We start from the raw sequence: 621 nt of genomic DNA, 5'->3' as shown, positions 1-621 counted from the left end.
AGTTCTTTATGCGGTTGATTACGGCGTTCTCTATGGTGAATGAGTTATTTAGAAGAAGTCATGAAGAATCCAGTATGGCTCCTTGGTGGGTATTGAAAAAAGGCAAAAGGTTTTAACAATGAAAGTGAAATTTCATCTTGATAAAAAGAATAACCCTCAATCGGATGATGGTATCAAAGTTGCTTACGGACAAGCGAAAAGAGGAGGCTACCGCTTTCGTTGGTATTTAATCCTAAGCTTAGTGGTTAGCCCTCTATTATTCGTAGCGTATTTTTTCTTAAAGACAAATTTTCTGGTTATTGCTCCGGCAATCATTACCTCGCATCCTGTAACCTTAACCTCTAAAGTTGCAGGAGTAGTCGGCCCAATTCCAGTAGACGATGGAAGTCAAATCCTAAAATCAGAGACAGCGATTCAGTTGACTAATATGGAAGTGGAAGCGCAAATCGAATTTCTTCATGCTGAGTTATTAGATTTAGAAATCAGGTCTCCTGATGATATTGGCTTACTGCACTTGAAAGGCATTGAAGAAACGCGCAGTAATTTAAACACGGTACAGCAAATTCAAACGCGATATGAAGAATATAGGAAAAAAGGTCAGGTATCCGATGTGGACTATGC

General features: G+C 39.1%; 1 pseudogene. It reads left to right on the top strand.

The features are described from left to right. Positions 1 to 82 precede the first annotated feature (82 nt). A pseudogene (locus tag AB4496_RS24620) lies at positions 83 to 621 on the top strand (HlyD family secretion protein); the annotation flags it as partial.

This window comes from Vibrio sp. 10N.222.46.A1 (genome assembly GCF_041473595.1).
Classification (GTDB): Bacteria; Pseudomonadota; Gammaproteobacteria; order Enterobacterales; family Vibrionaceae; genus Vibrio; species Vibrio tasmaniensis_A.
The sequence above is the reverse complement of the archived record's forward strand: the minus strand, read 5'-3'. Positions and strand labels throughout refer to the sequence as shown.